The 18802-nt window shown below is 72.4% G+C and carries 14 protein-coding genes and 2 tRNA genes; 3 read left to right on the plus strand and 13 right to left on the minus strand.

Going from position 1 to position 18802, the window contains the following annotated elements:
• Positions 1-541: 541 nt before the first annotated feature.
• On the plus strand, positions 542-940 hold the full coding sequence (locus AB0B72_RS37560; RefSeq protein WP_367744349.1) for a hypothetical protein: 399 nt from the start codon (positions 542-544) through the stop codon (positions 938-940).
• 22 nt (positions 941-962) lie between these two features.
• On the opposite strand, the gene AB0B72_RS37565 is transcribed toward AB0B72_RS37560, so the two are convergent.
• Positions 963-2558, minus strand: a complete 1596-nt coding sequence (locus AB0B72_RS37565) for an ABC transporter substrate-binding protein (protein WP_367744350.1) — start codon at positions 2556-2558, stop codon at positions 963-965.
• A 186-nt stretch (positions 2559-2744) separates the two neighbouring features.
• On the opposite strand from AB0B72_RS37565, the gene AB0B72_RS37570 reads away from it, so the two are divergent.
• Positions 2745-4754, plus strand: coding sequence for a nitrate- and nitrite sensing domain-containing protein (locus AB0B72_RS37570; protein WP_367744352.1), 2010 nt, complete (start codon positions 2745-2747; stop codon positions 4752-4754).
• Positions 4751-5122: a DUF742 domain-containing protein gene (locus AB0B72_RS37575; protein ID WP_367744353.1), complete on the plus strand. Its 372-nt coding sequence runs from the start codon at positions 4751-4753 to the stop codon at positions 5120-5122. Before AB0B72_RS37570 ends, AB0B72_RS37575 begins: the two co-directional genes overlap by 4 nt.
• A 26-nt stretch (positions 5123-5148) precedes the next feature.
• On the opposite strand, the gene AB0B72_RS37580 is transcribed toward AB0B72_RS37575, so the two are convergent.
• The 12 genes from AB0B72_RS37580 to AB0B72_RS37635 all read right to left on the minus strand — a co-directional run bounded on the left by AB0B72_RS37580 (position 5149) and on the right by AB0B72_RS37635 (position 18792).
• Positions 5149-6858 carry a hydantoinase B/oxoprolinase family protein gene (locus AB0B72_RS37580; RefSeq protein WP_367744354.1) on the minus strand — a complete coding sequence of 570 codons (1710 nt, stop codon included), beginning with the start codon at positions 6856-6858 and terminating at the stop codon, positions 5149-5151.
• Positions 6855-8855 (minus strand): hydantoinase/oxoprolinase family protein, encoded by a 2001-nt coding sequence (locus AB0B72_RS37585; protein ID WP_367744355.1) that lies wholly within the window; start codon positions 8853-8855, stop codon positions 6855-6857. Before AB0B72_RS37585 ends, AB0B72_RS37580 begins: the two co-directional genes overlap by 4 nt.
• Positions 8856-8898: 43 nt before the next feature.
• A complete protein-coding gene (locus tag AB0B72_RS37590; protein WP_367744356.1) occupies positions 8899-10353 on the minus strand; it encodes a PucR family transcriptional regulator in 1455 nt (484 codons plus the stop codon).
• A complete protein-coding gene (locus tag AB0B72_RS37595; RefSeq protein ID WP_367744358.1) occupies positions 10337-11284 on the minus strand; it encodes an ABC transporter ATP-binding protein in 948 nt (315 codons plus the stop codon). Before AB0B72_RS37595 ends, AB0B72_RS37590 begins: the two co-directional genes overlap by 17 nt.
• Positions 11281-12078 carry an ATP-binding cassette domain-containing protein gene (locus AB0B72_RS37600; protein WP_367744360.1) on the minus strand — a complete coding sequence of 266 codons (798 nt, stop codon included), beginning with the start codon at positions 12076-12078 and terminating at the stop codon, positions 11281-11283. The genes AB0B72_RS37595 and AB0B72_RS37600 overlap by 4 nt, the downstream gene beginning before the upstream one ends.
• Complete coding sequence (locus AB0B72_RS37605) at positions 12075-12938, minus strand: ABC transporter permease (protein WP_367744361.1); 864 nt, start codon at positions 12936-12938, stop codon at positions 12075-12077. Before AB0B72_RS37605 ends, AB0B72_RS37600 begins: the two co-directional genes overlap by 4 nt.
• Positions 12935-13951 (minus strand): ABC transporter permease, encoded by a 1017-nt coding sequence (locus tag AB0B72_RS37610; protein ID WP_367744362.1) that lies wholly within the window; start codon positions 13949-13951, stop codon positions 12935-12937. Before AB0B72_RS37610 ends, AB0B72_RS37605 begins: the two co-directional genes overlap by 4 nt.
• Before the next feature lie 3 nt (positions 13952-13954).
• Positions 13955-15574 carry an ABC transporter substrate-binding protein gene (locus tag AB0B72_RS37615; protein ID WP_367744363.1) on the minus strand — a complete coding sequence of 540 codons (1620 nt, stop codon included), beginning with the start codon at positions 15572-15574 and terminating at the stop codon, positions 13955-13957.
• A gap of 28 nt (positions 15575-15602) precedes the next feature.
• On the minus strand, positions 15603-17132 hold the full coding sequence (locus AB0B72_RS37620; protein ID WP_367744364.1) for a hydantoinase/oxoprolinase N-terminal domain-containing protein: 1530 nt from the start codon (positions 17130-17132) through the stop codon (positions 15603-15605).
• Positions 17129-18241 (minus strand): DUF917 domain-containing protein, encoded by a 1113-nt coding sequence (locus AB0B72_RS37625; RefSeq protein ID WP_367744365.1) that lies wholly within the window; start codon positions 18239-18241, stop codon positions 17129-17131. The genes AB0B72_RS37620 and AB0B72_RS37625 overlap by 4 nt, the downstream gene beginning before the upstream one ends.
• 185 nt (positions 18242-18426) lie before the next feature.
• Positions 18427-18503 (minus strand) — tRNA-Met (locus AB0B72_RS37630).
• A 212-nt stretch (positions 18504-18715) separates the two neighbouring features.
• Positions 18716-18792, minus strand: a tRNA-Met gene (locus AB0B72_RS37635).
• Positions 18793-18802: the final 10 nt, after the last annotated feature.

Genomic DNA, 18802 nt, shown 5'->3' on the forward strand with positions numbered 1-18802 from the left:
GGGATACCGACACCATCCCTACGCACCCACGAGCCAACCACCGAAGTGATCAGAAGGGGATGCGCCGGACCGCGCCGACGAAGAAAGATTACCAGGCCTCGGACCCACCGTGACCCAGCCACCATAGAACGTGGCTTTCCTCACGATTATTCCCGCAGGTCAGACCTGATCTGTCGCGTCAAACTCCGTCAGTCTTCCACGCCCGATCCGCCCTCCAGGCCGCTCCGGGCACGGCCGCGCCACATGTCTGGCGAAAACGTACGAGCGGGCAGGGACAACCAGATCCCACTCTCAAGCATCTAAGTAGCACTGCGGCGATCACGCCGGCGGCGCGCGGTGGATCGGGGAGGAGCAACATGAAGGTGCACGCCTCGGCTGTGGCGGGTTCAGCCGCCGCGACGGCGGGCCCCGGCAGGTGGCGTCTCCCCGCGCAACCGAACGTCAACCCGTTCGCAATCGCCCCGCGTTACGAACACGATGCGGAGGTCTCCGTTCGGCGCCAGCCCGGCAGCCCGGACCTTCGCCGCTGGAGGTGGCCATCATGACGCGGTCGGAGTTCGACGACATCCGCGCGCACATCGCGGCTGAGGCCGCACGCCCGGGCGACCTGTTGCAGCTCGCGCACGAGCTGCTCGACGATCTGGAGCAGGTCCGCATGCGCGAGGCGATCCTGCGCTCCTACTATCTCGAGCTCCTGACGGCCGCCCGCGCGACCATGGCCGCCGAGGCGGCCGGCGATCCGGCCCCCCTGACCTTTCTCCAGCACGAGCTGTCCAAGCACGGCCAGCTCCCCACCGAAGACCAGGTCCAGCGCATCCTGTCCGACGCCTTGACCGCGCAGACCTTGCTCACCTCCCTGGACGACCCCCTGCCGCGGCGGACGGCACGCGCGGGCCGCGCCTCCCGGTGCGGCGGCGTGAGCCGTACGTTGCGGGGCTGACCGGCCCTCGCGGGCGCCGCGCTCATCCGCTGGGGATGAGCTCGTGGACGAACACGACGTTGGGGTAGGCCGGGTTGTCGGTGTACCCCTGGACGTTTCCGAGATAGGCCCGCTGGTAGTTGGACACCCACGGCACGGCGACCACCGCCTGGTCGTCGATGAGCGTCGACTGCAGGTCGGCGTACGCCTTCTCGGCGGCCGGGCGGTCGGTGGCGATCAGTGAGGGAAGGCCGTCGATCCGCGCGTCCAGGTTCTTGTCCCTCAGGTACGTGAGGTTGAAGGACACCGGGTCGGCGCTGTGGAAGACGTTGAGGAACCACGAGTAGGCGTCGGCGTAGTCGGGCCACCAGTACATGACCAGGATGTCCTGGCGCTTGGCGGGGTCCTTCGACTTGCCCCGGTCCCACTGGGCGTTCCACTGCATGGCTCTCGCGTCGAGCTTGACGTTCAGCGGAGCGAGCGCGCTGGTGAGCAGGGTGGCGAGAAGCTGCTCGTCGTCGTCCCCCTGGGCGTAGGTCAGGGAGAGGCGCAGCTCCTTGCCCCCCGGGCCGTACCCCGCCTGGGTGAGAAGCTCGGCCGCGCCGGCGAGATCCTGGCGGGGGTGCCTGCCGGTCAGGTGGCCGAGCAGCCCCTCGGGCACCAGGCCGGTGGCCCGCGTGCCTGCTCCCTTGAGCGCCGCCACGATCCCGTCGTAGTCGATCGCCTTCTGCACGGCCTTGCGCAGCCGTACGTCGGCCAGCGGGCCGGACGCCGTGTTGAAGAGCACGAGCATGTTCTGGAACGACGGGGTCTGGAGCGTGCGCACGCCGGCGGTGTTCCTCGCCTTGGCGTACAGCGAGGGGTTGAGCCGCTCGATGAAGCTGGCCTCGCCGCGCAGCAGGAGCTGCCAGGAGGTGTTCAGGTCGGGGGTGACGCGGAACTCGACGGTCTTGTAGTGCGGCCCGTCCCAGCCGCCCCAGTACTTGTCGAAGGCCCGCAGCACGACCTCCTTCTCGCGGCCCTTCTGCCAGCTCGCCACCGTGTACGGCCCGCTGCCGGCGTCCCTGCCCTGCTGGAACCACTTCTTCAGGTCGCCGGCGCCGGCGGCCCGGGTGTCGTAGACATAGGCGGCGTAGTCGGCCGACGCCACGAGATCCAGGGGCGCGGGGTACTTCAGCCGGAACTCGACGGTCAGCGGGTCCTTGACGTCGATCCGCTGCACCGCGTCCCAGATGTAGGCCGCGCCCTCACCCATCCGCCGGGTGCGCTCGATCGACGCCTTCACCGCGGCCGCGTCGACCGGCCTGCCGGTGTGGAACACGACTCCGGGGCGCAGGGTGAAGGTCCAGGTCTTGCCGTCGGGGCTGGTCGTCCAGCGCTCGGCGAGGCGCGGCCCGGCCCGGCGTGTCACGGGGTTGTAGACGGTCAGGGAGTCGTAGATGTTCTGCATCGCGATGATCTCGTTGGAGTACGAGATCCCCGGATCCCAGTCCGTGACGACGTCCACGTTCTGCACGTATACGAAGGTCGCCTCCTTCGTGGAGGGCAGGACCGCGGCGCCGGTGGCGCGGACCTGGCCGCCCCCGCAACCCGCGAGGGCCAGCACGGCCACGACTCCCAGGGCGAGGAAACGGCGCATGCGTTGCGGGTCCTTTCCGACCATGAGCTACCATGATCGAAGCTACTGCAAGATCACGAATCGACGCGAAATTTCCTGATATCTGATCACAGAACTCTCGTTGAGCCACAGGGCGCTGCTAACCTCTATCCCTGTCTCATAAGAGCTTTTCGGGAAGCTTGCTCACTTTTGCGGGACGAGGATGCGATGAGTCCCCGTAGGCGCGACCGGCCGATCAGGCGCAGGCTCATCGGCCTGCTGCTGGTGCCGCTCTTCTCCCTCATGGGCCTGTGGGCGGTCACCGCCGGAGTGACGATCAGCGACAGCCTGAGCCTGCGGAAGTACGACACCCTGTGGTCCACGCTCCGGCGTCCCGCCGACGGGCTCATCGACGAGCTGCAGCGGGAACGCCTGGCGTCCGCCCGGTATCTCGGCTCCCACGACCGCACGGACCGCTCCCGAATGAGCGCGCAGCGGCAGCACACCAACGCCGCCCGTGACAACGTGCGCACGCTGGCCCTGTCCGACTCCTCCCGCGCGGCCACCACGCCCCAGATGCGCGCCCAGGTCGACGAGATGCTCGCCGGGCTGGCCCGGCTCGACGAGATCCGCGCGGAGATCGACGAAGGGCTGTCGGACCGGCTCCGCGCGATCGAGACGTACAACCTCGTCAGTGACGCCATCTACCGCATGCACTACAGCCTGGCGCTGATCGACGACATCCCCATCTACCAGCAGTCACGGGTCGTGATCTCGCTCGGCTATGCCAAGGAGCTGCTGAGCCGGGAACAGGCCATCGAGGCGGCGGCGGCCGCGTCCGGTGGCATGACCGACGAGGAGCGCAAGCTCTTCACCCAGCTCGTCGGCAACCGCCGGTTCCTCATCGACCAGGCGCTGCCCGAGCTGGACTCGGGCCTGCGGCAGACGCACGTCAACCTGATCACGACGCCGCTCTACCAGCGGCTGCGGCTGCAGGAAGAGAAGATCATCGCTGGGGCGAGGATCGCCCCCAGCACGCAGCGGACCTGGCAGGCCACCTCCGACGACCTCGCGGACTCGTTCCAGAAGGCCCAGATCGAGGCGGGCTCGCTGCTCGCGGAGCGGGCCGCGCCGATCGCCGACACGATCTTGCTGCGCGCCGTGGTCGTCGGAGGTTTCGGGCTCCTGGCCGTCCTGGCGTCGATCCTCATCTCCCTGCGCTTCAGCTCCCGGCTCGCCCGCGAGCTGGCCGGCCTGCGGCAGGCCGCGCTCGACCTGGCCAACGTACGGCTACCGCGGGTGCTGGAGAAGCTCAAGAAGGGCGACGACGTCGACGTCGCGACCGAGGCGCCGCCGATCCGGACGCTCGGCGGGACCACGGAGATCCAGGACGTGGGCCGGGCGTTCTCCACGGTGCAGCAGACGGCCGTGGAGGCCGCGATCGGGCAGGCGCGCCTGCAGCGGGGCGTCGGCCAGGTCTTCCTCAACCTCGCGCGGCGCAGCCAGACTCTGCTGCACCGGCAGCGCACCCAGCTGCACAGCATGCAGCGGCACACGACCGAGCCCGACGTGCTGGAAGAGCTGTTCCGGCTGGACCACCTCACGACCCGCATGCGCCGCCACGCCGAGGGCCTGATCATCTTGTCCGGCGCGGCGCCCGGCCGGGCCTGGCGCAAGCCGATCCCCATGTACGACGTCGTGCGAGGGGCGGCGGCCGAGGTGGAGGACTACGCCCGGGTGAGCGTGCTGCCGATGGCCGACCACGCGCTCGACGGCACGGCCGTGGCCGACGTCATCCACCTCATCGCCGAGCTGGTGGAGAACGCGACCATCTTCTCGCCCCCGCACACGTCGGTGTCCGTACGGGGTGAGCTGGTCGGCACCGGATTCGTCGTCGAGATCGAGGACCGGGGGCTGGGCATGACCCCGGACCGGCTCGCCGAGCTCAACGGGCGTCTGGCGGACCCGCCTGAGTTCGACATCGCCGACACCGACCGCATGGGGCTGTTCGTCGTCGCCCGTCTGGCCGCGCGCCGGGAGATACGGGTGACGCTGCGGCCCTCGCCCTACGGAGGAACGACCGCGATCGTGCTTATCCCATCCGCGCTCATCGTCTATCCGAGGGATCCGGACCTCACCCGCCTCGCTGAGGAGGAGGTCACCCCCGAGGACATCATCCTCGCCTCGCTCAAGCGGGGGACCGAGACCAGTGACCGGCCGGGCGAGGAGGAATCGTGACCGAGCGCATCCAGGACCAGTGGCTGGACGACGAGGCGGGCCCCGTCGTCCCGGCGTACGCCCTGACCCGGGGGCGGGTCCGGCCGTCCAACAGGGCCATCGACCTCGTGGCCATCGTCACGGCCACGGGCGGCCCCACTCCCGTCAGCCTCGGCCCCGAGCAGTGGATGATCCTCAGCCTCTGCGCCCGGGCCGCCCCCCTGGCCGACATCGCCGCGGCGATCGACCTTCCGCTCGGCGTGGTCCGGGTGCTGGTGAGCGACCTGCACGAGCAGGGGCTGGTGCAGGTGCGCCCGCCCGCGAACGTCGCCCAGCTTCCCAGCCCCACCCTGCTCACCGAGGTGATCAGCGGCCTCCGGGCGCTGTGACCCCGTAAGCCGGGAGCCGTGATGGTTCAGAGTGCGTGCGGGTAGTGCCGCCTCGCGTGCTCGGGCGTGATGTAGCCCTCGCGCAGGTCCGCCCGCACGGCATCGGCGGCCCGCTCGGACGGCGGGCCGTAGCCCCCGCCGGACCCCGTGCGCAGGTGCACCAAGGCGCCCTTGGGCAGGAAGATGCGGGTCTTCAGCGAGAAGTCCTCCGCGCGCCCGTCGGGATACTCGACCGTGAGCCGGTTGGGCCGTCCCGGCAGGCCGCCCGCCACCCCCCACGGGTCAAGGGCTGTCCTGGCGAGGCCAGCGGTGAGGAACTGGTCCTCCAGCACGCGGAAGGACAGGTCGAGGCCGAGGCCGCCGCGGTGCCGTCCCGGGCCGCCCGAGTCGGCGGCCAGGGCCAGCCGCTCGATGCGCCAGGGGTTGCGGGCCTCCCACACCTCCGCGGGGGTGAACCGGGTGGCCGACTCCGAGATGTACATCAGCGCGCTTGCGCCGTCGGCCGTCTGGGAGGCTCCCTGGCCCACGGGGTGGGGAGCTCCGTCCGCCCAGGGCTCCCCGGTCGCCTCTCGGGCGCCCCACCACACGAGTGCGTTGATGTCGCCGCCGCTGGCGGCGGGCACCGAGCCGGGCACGGCCTCGCCGAGCGCCTGGAGGATCAGCTCGATGGCGTGGTCGGAGGGGACGCCGTACATGAAGCAGGGGGCGGGCCGTACGGGGTGGAAGAGCGAGCCCAGCCGGGTGACCAGCTCAAGGGGGCGGAAATGGCCTTCGTTGGGCTGCTCGCCGGCGCCCGCGAGGAAGGCGACGGCGATCCGGACCGCAGCGACCGTCGAAGGGAGGGGGCAGTTGACCGGGCCGCCGACCTGGTCGGGGCAGTCCGTCAGGTCGACGGTCACCGACGACCCGCTGACGGCCACCTCCACGCCGAAGGGGATCGGCACGCCGTTGACCCCGTCGGAGTCGATCACGCTGCTCGCGCGGTAGACGCCGTCGGGCAGGCGCTCGAACCAGCCGCGCACCAGGGCCTCGCCGTGGGCGTACATGCGGGCCACCGACCGGCGGAACGTCCCGAGGCCGTACCTGCGGACCAGCGACGACAGCGCCTCCGCCCCCGTCCGGGTGCCGGCGACCATGGCGTTGATGTCGCCGATGACCATGTCGGGCATCCGGCTGTTGGCGAGGATCATGCGGTAGATGTCGCTGACCAGCCGGCCCGCGTCGTAGAGCTTGACGCCGGGGAAGATCGTGCCTTCCTGGTGCACGTCGACGGTGTCGGTGCAGTACGGATCCTTGCCGCCGATGTCGAGCCAGTGCGCCTTGATCACGGAGTAGCCGACCAGCACCTCGTCGGCGAAGACCGGCACGACCATGGCCGCGTCCTGCGGGTGCGAGCCGGTTCCGTACGGGTCGTTGTAGAGGATGACGTCGCCCGGGTCGAGCGCGGCGGGCCCGCCGACGCCCTCCACGGCCTCGCGGACGCAGAAGCCGAGCGTGCCCATGAACGCGGGCAGCGTCGGAGCCTGGGCGAGCATGCACATGTCGGCGTCGTAGAAGGCGACGGCGAAGTCCAGCGCCTCGTAGATGATCGGCGAGAACGCGGTGCGGATCAGCGACTGCTTCATCTGGTCGGCCGCGGCGTTGAGCCCCTGCCGGATGATCTCGGTGGTGACCGGGTCGGCCCCGTCGCCCAGCCCGGGGTTCGCCTCGGCGTAGCGGGTGCGGACGATGGTCATCGGCGGTCCTTCCGTGTGATCATGAGGCAGCCGCTCCGGTGCGCCTCGACCGCGAAGCCCGCGTCGACGTACGTCGTCGCGGTCGGCTCCACCATCAGCAGCGGGCCCTCGGCGGGGCCGGTGAACCCCTCCCTTGGCAGCACGGGCGCGTCGGCCCACGCGCGGCCCCTGAACGACCACAGGCGGGCCGTCCCCCCTGCGGGCGTCCCGGAGGGCGGGGCGGGCACCAGCGGCCGGTCCTCGTCGAGGACGACCCTGCTGGTGGCCCGTACGGTGACGACTTCGAGCGGGTCGGGAAGCCGGTGGCCGAAGGCCCGGTGGTAGGCCTCGGAGAACCGGGCGGCCAGGGCTGCCACGTCGTCCTCCCCGAGCCGCACGGGGATCGTCAGCGTGTGCTCCTGCCCCCGGTGGCGCAGGTCGAGGTCCACCTCCCGTACGGCTCCCGCGTCGGGCAGGCGCTCGAAGAGCGAGCCGGCCAGCCGCTCGATGACCGGCAGCGCCTCTCCGTCCAGCGGGCGGACCAGCGTGCGGGCGGAGGAGCGTACGACGTCGGCCTGGACGAGCCCCACCGCGGAGAAGTTGCCCGCGTTGGGGGGCACCACGACGGTGTCCACGTCGAGCTCGTCGGCGAGCAGGCAGCCGAACAGGGGGCCCGCGCCGCCGAAGGCGACGATCGCCGCCCCCCGCGGGTCGACTCCGCGTTCGACGGTCACGCCGCGCACGGCCTGCGCCATGTGCGCGGCGGCGATCCGGATGACTCCCTCGGCGACCGCGTCTGTGCCCTCGATCCCGACCGGCCCGGCCAGCGGCGCCAGGACCTCGGCCGCCCGCTCCGGCGACAGCGCGATGCCGCCCGAGATGTGGCCGGCGGGGATCATGCCGAGGTGCAGCGCGGCGTCGGTGACCGTGGCCTCGGCGCCGCCGCGCAGGTAGCAGGCGGGCCCGGGGTCGGCGCCGGCGCTGCGCGGCCCGACCCGCAGCAGGCCGCCCGAGTCGGCGTACGCGACAGAGCCGCCGCCCGCGCCCACCGACCGCACGTCCACCCAGGGGCTCTGCAGGGGCAGGCCGACCACCTCTCCCTGGTAGAGCAGCGGCAGCCTGCCGTCCTCGACGAGGGCGGTGTCGAAGCTCGTGCCGCCGACGTCGGCGGCGACCGCCGTGCGCAGGCCCAGGCTCGCGGCTAGCCGTGCCGTGGCGGCTGCCCCGGCGACCGGGCCGGACAGGATCGTCTCGAACGGCCGGGCCACCGCTTCGGCCAGCGTCAGCGCGCCGCCCCCCGAGCGGGTGACGAGCACCTCGCCGGCGAAGCCGCGCGCCCGCAGCTCCCGGTCGAGGTTGCGTAGGTAGGGGCCCATCCGATGGCGGACGAAGGCGTCCACGACGGTGGTGCAGGTCCGCTCGTACTCGCGGTACTCCCCCGACACCTCGTGCGACAGCGAGACCGGCCCGGCGAACCCGGCCTCCCTGAGCAGCTCGGCCGCCAGCACCTCGTGCGCGGGGTTGGCGTGGGAGTTCAGGAAGACGACGGCGACGGCGTCCACCCCTTCGGCCGCGAACAGCCGGGCCGCCGCGCGTACGGTGCCGGGGTCGAGCTCGTCGACCACCGTGCCGTCGGCGGCCACCCGTTCGGCCGCCTCCGCCCGCAGCCGCCTGGGGATGAGCGGCGGCGGCGGCGTCCAGAACAGGTCGTAGGGGTCGTCGCGGTCCCCCCGGCGGATCTCCAGCACGTCGCGGAAGCCCGCCGTCGTGATCAGGCCCACCGTCGCGCCCCGCCGTTCCAGCAGGGCGTTGAGCCCGACCGTCGTGCCGTGCACGAAGTGGCGGCAGCGGGCGAGCAGGGCGGCCGGCACGGCCGCGTCGACGGTGGCGAGAACCCCCAGCTCGGGGGCCGTGGGGGTGGTCGGCTGCTTGGCGACCCTGATCTCGCCGCTCGCGGCGTCGTGGAGGACGAGGTCGGTGAAGGTGCCGCCCACGTCCACTCCGATGACCGTTGTCATGCCAGGCAACGTAGGGCGGCGGCGACGGCCCGTCGATGTGCGCTCACAACGACGCGACGGCCGCTGTTGTGCCCGGGAGACAGTCCCTGTCGAGTACGACGTGGCAGGCGATCTGGAGGGCGAGGCGGGTCGGCGGGTCCGACAGGTCGGCCCCGAGCGCCTCGGCGATGCGCCGGATCCGGTGGGCCACCGCATTCGGGTGCAGGTTGAGCAGCTCGGCCGCCTTGGTCCGCGAGCCCCAGCTGTCCAGGTAGGCCTTGAGCGTGGGCACGGCGTGCGCGGACAGCGCGCCGAGGCCGTCGAGCGGGGCGAGCATGTCGCGGGCGGCCACGATGGCGCTCTCGCTGCCGCTCAGCTCCGCGAGGATCGCGTTGACGCCCAGCCGGTCGAACCTGATCACCTCGCCGGCGGCCGCCCGTCCTGCCGCCGCCCTCGCCTGCGACGCCGTACGGCGAAGGCCCTCCACGCCGGGCTGGCAGGTGCCGACCCCCACGCCGAGCGCCGGCCAGCCGGACGGGGAGGGCATGGAAGGCGCGGAGGGCGCGGAGGGCGCGGAGACGACCCGCTCGTCGGTCGTGAGGACGACGAGCACGCCGTCCTGCCACCGGGTGACGAGCGGCGGCGCGGCGAGATCACCGGCGCCCTGGCCGGCCAGCGCGTCTGGGGCGGCCCGGCGGACCTGACGGAGCGCGGCGTCGGCGAGCCCCGCCGGGGCGGCGGGATCGCGGAGGAAGACGGCCAGGTGCCAGCCGTCCACGGGCACCCCTTCGTGCCTGGCCCTCCTGGCGGCGGCCGGAGCCTCCTTCGCACCGGCGCGGAGCAGCGCGAGCAGGGCCTGCTCCCGTGCCCGCTCGGCGGCCCGGGCGGCGGCGCGCACCCGGCCGAGCGTGGTGGCGACCACGCCGGCGATGATCGCGGCGGCCGGGTCCTCGCCGTCCCAGCGGACGTAGCCGTCGGGGCGCCCGTCCACGCGGATGACGGCCGTGTTGGCCGACCGGTCGGCGATGTCCGCCACGCCGTAGTCCACGCCCACGGACACCGAGGCGGCGCGCAGGATGTCGCCCTCCCCCGCGCCCTCCATCGCGCCGAGCCCGTCGATCGCGTCACGCGTACGGCGCAGCAGCAGCCCGGGGTCGGCCCGGACGGCGGCGCTGAGCCCGAGCACGGTGTCCGACAGCGACTGGCCGGATGCCCCTGCCAGCAGGGCCACCCCGACGCGCCGCGCGAGCTCCACGATGTCCGGCGACGTGCCTGAGGGGCCGGGCAGCACGATCCCGGCGAGCTCCGCGCTCCCGGCGACGCGCAGGGCGTCGAGCACGCCGCACGTCTGCAGGGCGTGCCGGGACAGGATGGCCAGCGCCCCGCGGGGGGCCGACTCCAGCTCCCGCATCTCGTCCACGAGCACGACGCTCTCGACCTGACGGGCGTCCCAGGGGCCGGCGACGAGCGTCAGGCGCCGTCCCGCCGGCGTCCTGAGCAGATCACTGACGTGGCGCATCGCCGGTCAGCACCTCCTCCGCGCGGTGGCATGCCACGCTACGCCCCTCCACGTCCCGCAGGGCGGGCGTCTCCTGCGCGCAGCGCTCCACCGCGAAGGGACAGCGCAGCCGGAAGGGGCACCCGGTGGAGGCGGGCGCCGCCTCCGTCCTGCCGGTCGCGCGGGGCGGCTCCCCGCCAAGGGTGGGCACGGCGTCGCGCAGCGCCCGGGTGTACGGGTGGGCGGGGCGGGTCAGCAGCGCCGCGGTGGGCCCCGACTCGACCACCCGCCCGGCGAACATGACGTACGACGTGCGGCACAGCCTCCCCACGACGCCGAGATTGTGGGTGATCAGCAGGTGGCCGAGGCCGCGATCGGCCGCCAGCCCCTCCAGCAGGTCGAGGATCCGCGCCTGCACGGTGACGTCCAGCGCGCTCGTCGGCTCGTCGAGCACGAGCAGCCTGGGCTCGACGGCGAGCGCACGGGCGATCGCCACCCGCTGCCGCTGGCCGCCGGACATCTGGTGCGGACGGCGCCCGGCCAGGACGGGGTCCAGCCCCACGTCGCCGAGGAGCGTGCCGACCCGCGCCCGCCGCTCGTCGCGCGTCATGCGGTGGTGGGTGGTGAGCGCCTCCGTGATCGACGCCTCCGCTGTCATGCGGGGGTCGAGCGCCTCGCTGCCGTCCTGGAACACCGGCTGCACAGCCCGGCGGAACTCCGCCCGTCCCCTCCGGTCCAGCGAGGCGAGGTCGCGTGAGCCGTACCGGAGGCTGCCGGAGCGGGGGCGCAGCAGGCCGAGTAGGGCGCGGGCGAGCGTGGTCTTGCCCGAGCCGCTCTCCCCGATCAGCCCGACGCCGCCCTCGCCCACGGCCAGGGTGACGTCGTGGACGACGGCCGTCGCGCCGTACGCGAGGGTCACCCCCTCCGCCCCCAGCACGGTCGGCGCGGTCATCGCTCCTCCTCGGAAAGCTCGTCCGGCTCACCGGGCAGCCGGGGGACGGCGGCGATCAGCTCACGGGTGTACGGGTCGCCCGGCCGCGCGAACACCTCGGTGGCGAGGCCGCTCTCCACCACGGCGCCGTCCCTCATCACCACCACCCGGTCGGCGATCGTGGAGACCAGCGCGAGGTCGTGGGAGACGAGCAGCACGGCCAGCCCGCGCTCGTCGCGCAGCCGGCGCAGCACTCCCACCACCTCGGCCTGCACGGTCACGTCGAGCGCGCTCGTCGGCTCGTCCGCCAGCACGACCTCGGCTCCCAGGGCGATCGCCAGCGCGATCGCGAACCGCTGAGCCTGCCCTCCGGACACCTGGTGCGGGTAGCGGCGCAGGATCGCGGGGTCGAGCAGGACGGCCGTCACGGCCTCCTCCGCCCGGGACCGGGCGGCGGCCCCCTTGACCCCGTGGCGGGCGAGGGAACGGCGCATGAGCGTGCCCAGGCGCATCGTGGGGTTGAGCGCGGCCTGCGGGCTCTGCATGACCAGGGCGGCCCGGGAGCCCCGGATGGACCGCAGCACCGCCGGGCCCGCCGACAGCACGTCGACGCCGCCGACGGTGATCCGCCCCGTGACTTCGGCGCCGTGGACGAGACCGAGCGTGGCGAGCAGCGTGGTCGTCTTGCCCGAGCCGCTCTCGCCGACGATCGCGACGCACTCTCCCGGACGGACGTCCAGCTCGGGAAGCGAGGCGATCACCCGGCCGCCGACGCGGACCGTGAGATCCCTGATCTCGATCAACGAGCCGTTCATCTGGCCAGCCTCACCCTCAGGCCCTCGCCGAGCACGTTGAACGCGAACGCGGTGAGGAGGATGGCCAGCCCGGGCAGCGTCACGACCCACCAGTCGGTGGTGAACAGCGACTGGCCCTGCTGGACCATGAGGCCCCACTCCGCGGTCGGCTCGTGGGCGCCGAGCCCCAGATAGGACAGCGCGGCGGCGGTGAGGATGACCCCGCCGCCGTCCAGGGAGAGCTGGACGAGCACAGGGGTCAGCGAGTTGGGCAGGACGTGCCGGAAGACGATCACCGGGGCGGGCACGCCCAGGCAGCGGGCCGCGTCCACGAACCCCCGTGTGGAGACCGAGGCGGCGACCGAGGCGGTGAGCCTGGCGTACCAGGGCCACCAGGTGATCGCGATCGCCACGATCACCGTCGTTACGCTCGGCTGGAGCACCACGGCCAGCGCCAGCGACAGCAGCAGCGCGGGGAACGCGAGGAACACGTCGGTGACCCGCATGATCACGTCGCGGAGCCAGCCGCCGGCGTACCCGGCGACGACACCCAGCACGACGCCGGCCACGCCGGAGATCACCAGCACCGCCACCGCGATGAGCAGCGACGTCCGGGCCCCGAACAGGACCCGGCTGAGCACGTCGCGGCCGACCTGGTCGGTGCCGAACCAGTGCGCCCCGCTCGGCGGCAGCAGCGCCTCCAGCGCGTGGGTGGCCGAGCCGCCGTCCTCCGGGTACGGCGCGATCCACGGGGCGAGCAGCGCCGCCAGCACGATGACCGCCAGCAGCGCGCCCCCGGCCACGGCGAGCCGGTCGATCCCGGCCACGCGGCGCAGCGGCGTGCGGCGCAGCCCGGGCATGATGCCGCCGGGGGCGGTCATCGCGTCCTCACTCTCGGGTCGATCACGCTCTGCAGCAGGTCGACGACCAGGTTGGCCGCGACGTAGAGGATGGCCACGAGGAGCGTGACCCCCGCGATGGCGGGGGTGTCGAGCGAACGGATCGAGTCCGCGGCGTAGCGGCCCAGGCCCGGCCAGTTGAACACGGCCTCCACGAGGAAGCCGTTGACGATCGAGTAGGCGAAGACGAGGGCGATCAGCGAGAGCACCGGGTTGAGCGCGGGCCGCAGCGCGAAGCGGGTCAGCACGGCGGTCTCGCCGAAGCCGAGCGCGCGCTCCAGCCTGGCGTGGTCGCGGACGGACTCCTCGATCAGCGCGGCCCTGGTCATCTGGGCCACCACCCCGACCGGGTAGGCCGCGATGACCAGGGCGGGGAGCACCATGTGGGACAGCGTGCTGGCCAGGATCGGCCAGTTGCCGGTGAACAGCGCGTCCACGGCCGTGATGTTCGTGTAGACGTGCAGCGGGCTGGTGCCGTCCAGCGAGGTGTCGTACTCCCCGGCGACGGGGAACCAGCCGAGGCCGCTGGCGAACACCGTCTGCAGAGCCAGCGCCAGCCAGAAGACCGGCACAGAGACCGCCAGCATCGACGACAGCCGGATCGACAGGTCCGGCAGCCTCCCCTTGTAGCGGGCGGCGGCGATCCCGAGCGGGATGCCGGCCGCCACCGCGATCAGCAGCGCGGCGCCGACCAGCTCCAGCGACGCAGGGAACGCCTGGAACAGGTCGTCGCGCACGGGCTGCCTGGTGTGCAGGCTGACCCCCCAGTCGCCGCCGGCCAGGTCGCGCACGTAGTTCCACAGCTGCACGGGCAGCGAGTCGTCCAGCCCGAACTGCCGTCGCGCCGCCGCGAGCTCCTGCGGCGACGCCCTCGGCCCCGCGTACGCCACGGCGGGGTCTCCCGGGACCAGCCGCATCACGACGAACGTGAGCGTGACCACGCCGGCCACGACCAGGGCTGCCTGGCCGAGCCGGCGGGTCAGGTATCGCGTCATTCCTCAGGCACCGGGCTTGAGGTCGTAGACGAAGACCACGTTCGGGTAGGCCGGGTTGTCGACGTAGCCCTGGACCGTCTTGGAGAACGCCCGCTGGTAGTTCTGCACGTACGGCACCGCGACCGCGGCCCGCTCACCGATGATCTTGTTCTGGAGGTCGGCGTACGCCGACTCCGCCGCTGTCTTGTCGGTCGCCGTGAGCGCCGGCAGGCCGTCGATCTCCTTGTCGATCGCCGGGTCCTTGAGGTAGGAGAGGTTGAACGACACGGGGTCGGCGCTGCGGAAGACGTTGACGAACCACGAGTAGGCGTCGGCGTAGTCGGGGTACCAGTACATGACGAAGATGTCCTGCCGCTTGGCGGGGTCCTTCGACTTGCCCTGGTCCCACTGGGTGTTCCACTGCAACGGCTTGGCCGACAGCTTCACGTTCAGCTTGTCGAGCGCCGAGGTGAGCAGCGTGACCAGCACCTCCTGGTCGCTGTCGCCCTGGGCGTAGGTCAGTGTGAGGTTCAGCGGCTTGCCGCCGGGCCCGTAGCCCGCCTCCTTGAGCAGCGCCTCGGCGCCCGGGAGGTCCTGCTTCGGCGCCTGGCCCGCGTTGTAGCCGAGCAGCCCCTCGGGCACGAGGCCGGTGGCCGCCACCCCTGCGCCCTTCAGCGCCGCAACGAGGCCGTCGTAGTCGATCGCCTTCTGCACGGCCTGCCGCAGCCGGACGTCCTTGAGCGGCCCGGCCGCGGTGTTGAACAGCGTGAGCAGGTTCTGGAACGACGGCGTCTGCGAGGTCTGCACCGTCGCCGTACCGCCGGCCTGGGCGAACAGCTGGGCGTTCAGGCGCTGGACGAACGTCACCTCGCCACGCTGCAGGAGCTGCCAGGCGGTCGTCAGCTCCGGCGTGACCCGGAAGGCGATCTTGTTGTAGTGCGGGCCGTCCCAGCCGCCCCAGTAGCCGTCGAACGCCTTGAGCGTGAGCTCGGTCTCCTTGCCCTTCTGCCAGCTGTCGATCGTGTACGGCCCCGAGCCGGCGTCATGCCCCTGGGCGAACCACTTGTTCAGGTCGCCCGGCGCCGCCGTGGTGTCGTAGACGTAGGAGGCGTACCCGGCCGAGGCGATCAGGTCGAGCGGCGTGGGGTACTTGAGGGTGAACTCCAGCGTCGTGGCGTCCTTGGCGTCGATCTTGTCGACGGCGCCCCAGATGTAGGCCGCCCCCTGGCCGACCTTGATGGTGCGCTCGATCGCGGCCTTGGCCGCCGCGGCGTCCACCGGCTTGCCGGAGTGGAACTTCGCCCCCTGCCGCAGGGTGAACGTCCACTTCTTGCCGTCCGGGGAGGAGGTCCACGACGTGGCCAGCCGGGGCTCGGCCTTCTTCGTCTGGGGGTTGTACCTGGTCAGCGACTCGTAGATGTTCTCCATCGCGATGATCTCATTGGAGTACGAGCTCGCCGGATCCCAGTCGGTGACGACGTCGAGGTTGGGGACGTAGACGAACGTGGTGTCGGCCGCGCTCCGGGAGGTGCCCGGTTGTGGCGACTCGTCCGCGCCGCGTACCTTCCCGCCCGCGCAGGCCGCGGCGGAGAGGGTCACGGCGGCCACGGCTCCCGCTGCGAGAAGACGCTTGTGCCAGCGCATGTAGGGGGGTTTCCTTTCCTTTCACCGGCTACCGGGAGAGGGGGCCGGCGGCTTTGACGTGCAGGCGCACTGCGGGCTCGGACAGGTAGCTGAGAGGGATCTCGCTGAGCTCGACGATCTGGACCGAGGCCGGGTCGGCCCCGGCGGCGACGGCACGGGCGGCCGCCTCTTCCTTCGCTTTTTCGATCAATGTAGCCCTGCCGTTTCCCGCCCCGGCGGCGGGCACGATCGTTTCGATCCTCCCGCTGGCGAGCGCGATCGCCGCGCCCACCGCGTTGGCCACCTCGGCGTGCCGCGGCCGGATCACCTCGCGCGCCCCCGGCACCTCGGCCGCGAGCAGGAACGCCCCTCCGCCCACCGCGACGAGCGGCCGGTCGGCCCTGCCGAGCGCCACCCTGTCCACCGCGTCGGCGACGAGCCCGTCCGCTGCCTGTACGGCGTCCGCCAGCCTGTGGCGCCACTCCTCCGGGACGGCGTGCGTCCCGACCCGCCCCCGGCCGGCCGAGACGGCGGCGTCGGTCATGGTCGGCGTGGTGCCCCCGAACACCAGGGCCTCACGTGCGATCCGGTAGCCGACGGATCTCGGCTCCTGCCCGACCACGGTGCCGCCGCCCAGGGCGACGGACAGGATGTCGGGCATCCGGAAGTTCGTCGTCACGCCGCCGATCTCGACGGCGGCGGCCGACTCCCTGGGGAACCCGCCGACCAGCACGCCGAGGTCGGTGGAGGTGCCGCCCACGTCGGCCACGATGGCGTCCTCGACCCCGGACAGGTACGCCGCGCCCCGGATGGAGTTGGCCGGCCCCGATCCGATCGTCAGGACCGGGTAGCGGGCGGCGTAGTCGACGGCCATCAGCGTGCCGTCGTTCTGGGCGAAGAACGTCTCGACCACGAGCCCCCGCGCCCGCAGGGCCTCCCGCAGAGCCGTGGTGACGTCGCGGGCCACGCCGTACAGGGCGGCGTTCAGGACGGTCGCGTTCTCCCGCTCCAGCAGGCCGAGGGAGCCGATCTCGTGGCTGAGGCTCACCGCGACGTCGCCGGCCTCGCGGCGGACGATCTCGGCGACCTCGTTTTCCTGGTCGGCGGCAGCCGGGCTGAACACGCCGGTCACCGCCACGGCATCCGCGGGCGTCTCCGCCAGGAACCGCTTGACCGCGTCCACGTCGAGCGGCGCGATCGGCCGCCCGTCCACGAAGTGACCGCCGCGCACGATCGCCGTACCCGCCGCGACCGTCTTGCGCAGGTCCTCCGGCCAGTCGCTCAGCGGCGGTACGGACGTCGTCGCCGGCGCGCCGAGCCGCAGCACCGCGACGCGCCCGAGGGAGCGGCGCTCCAGGATCGCGTTGGTCGCGTGGGTCGTGCCGAGCATCACCCTGGTCACCAGCGACGGGTCGGGCAGCTCCGCCAGCACGGCGTCGAGCGCCGCACGCAGCCCCTCGGTGACGTCCGGGCTGGTGGGCCGCTTCGCCTTCGTCACCACGCGGTCGGCCTCGTCGAGCACCACCGCGTCGGTGTTGGTCCCGCCGACGTCGATCCCCACGCGCAGCCGCCGGCTCATGAGGCGATCTTCTCGACGGGGACGTAGTCGAGGTCGTAGCCGAAGGCGCGCGGCCCGGCCGTCTCCAGGCCCTTCGGCGTGCGCCACAGCGGGTCGCACGGCCACGCCAGCACGCTCACCCGCTGCCCGTAGCGCAGGCTCTCGGTCTGGACGGCCGTCGCCGTCTGGCTGTCCACCACCGTGATCAAGTCCGGCACCATCGCTCTCACCCTGCCGTCCTCGACGGCGACCAGGTTCTCGTTCTGGATCTCCAGCGTCAGCGTCCTGCCGCGGTCGTCGCCGGTGCCCTCGATCGTCACGGTGCCCCGCACGAAGCCCCCGGTGGTGCGCCGCTCCACGTCGGCCAGCTTGCCGGTGACCAGCGTGTGGGCGCCGAGCTCGGTGGTGAGCGCGTCGAGCGGGTCCCGCGCGCCCTCGGTGGCCCGGCCGATCGCGATGGCGCGGCTGACCGTGCCCTCGATCACCGCGCCGTCGCACTCGCGCGCCGTAAGGATGTAGTCGGCCATCAGCGCGCTCGACCCGGAGGCGACGCAGACGGCGCGGGCGAGCTGCTCCGACCACAGGCCGCCGACCGGGCGGATCGTCACGACGTTGCCGACGACGTCGGACAGGATGACGAGGTTCGCCGGGATGCCCGCGACGTACATCGAGACCATCTGGACCTCGGGGAACGCCCGGCCCATCGCGTCGGCGTCGAGCAGCGGCAGACCCAGCCTGGCGGCCCAGGCGACGGGGGCGACGCCGTTGCCCCCGCCGATCTCCGAGGACATCACCGCGGCGGGCGGACGGCCGAAGATGCGCACGATCTCCTCGCGGATGCGCACGGGCTCGTCCTCGGAGTGGATCATCTCGTGGCTGACGGTCGGGGCGCCGATCCCGGACAGGGGCAGGACCAGGGCGTCGTCCGGCAGCTCGGCGAGGGTGACGACCGGCACCTCACCGTGCTCGCGGATCGCGCGCCGGGCGGCGATCGAGCCGGCGCGGACGTCGCCGCCGCCCCCCGTCCCGAGCACGGCGCAGCCACGGGCCAGGGCCGGGACGTCCTCCAGTGTTATGCGGGCCTGCATGCGGGGAGCCTTCACCACCCACCGGGCCTGCCTCAATGTCACCGTACGACAGCAATCGGGCAATTATTGTCGTACAACGACAAATATGCGATGCGCCCGGAGACACGGCGGCGCGGAACCGCGGTCGGGCCGAGAGCGCAGGGACGCGGAACCCCGATGAGGGGGACGTGTGAGGCCGGGAAATGCGAAGGGCCTTCCGGGAGGATCTCCCGGAAGGCCCTTCGTCGTGGTAGCGGGGACAGGATTTGAACCTGCGACCTCTGGGTTATGAGCCCAGCGAGCTACCGAACTGCTCCACCCCGCGTCGGTGTGTACATCTTGATGTTAGCGGCTCCGGGCTCGCGATGCCAAATCGTCCGCGGGCCGCCCCGCCGGACACCGTCCCCCGGAACACCGTCTTCTCGATCACCGGTGCTCCGGACGGCGAGGACCCCGAACACCGTCTTCCCATGAACGTGTCCGTGAACGGCGAAGGCCCCGGCCCCCGGGCGAACCGGGAACCAGGGCCTTTCGTCGTGGTAGCGGGGACAGGATTTGAACCTGCGACCTCTGGGTTATGAGCCCAGCGAGCTACCGAGCTGCTCCACCCCGCGTCGGTATCAC

Source organism: Microbispora sp. NPDC049125, from assembly GCF_040802045.1.
GTDB lineage: Bacteria > Actinomycetota > Actinomycetes > Streptosporangiales > Streptosporangiaceae > Microbispora.